Origin of the sequence: Citrobacter sp. EC_71 (genome assembly GCF_019584005.1) — a bacterium.
GTDB lineage: Bacteria > Pseudomonadota > Gammaproteobacteria > Enterobacterales > Enterobacteriaceae > Citrobacter > Citrobacter werkmanii.
In genome coordinates, this window is the sequence record NZ_VDAY01000100.1 from 1 (window position 1) to 237 (window position 237).

The 237-nt window shown below is 52.3% G+C and carries 1 rRNA gene; it reads right to left on the bottom strand.

Going from position 1 to position 237, the window contains the following annotated elements:
* Window positions 1-237 (bottom strand): 16S ribosomal RNA (locus FHD02_RS24215); the annotation flags it as partial.

Here is a 237-nt window from a genome sequence, read left to right on the forward strand (position 1 = left end):
CTCTTTGTATATGCCATTGTAGCACGTGTGTAGCCCTACTCGTAAGGGCCATGATGACTTGACGTCATCCCCACCTTCCTCCAGTTTATCACTGGCAGTCTCCTTTGAGTTCCCGACCGAATCGCTGGCAACAAAGGATAAGGGTTGCGCTCGTTGCGGGACTTAACCCAACATTTCACAACACGAGCTGACGACAGCCATGCAGCACCTGTCTCAGAGTTCCCGAAGGCACCAAAG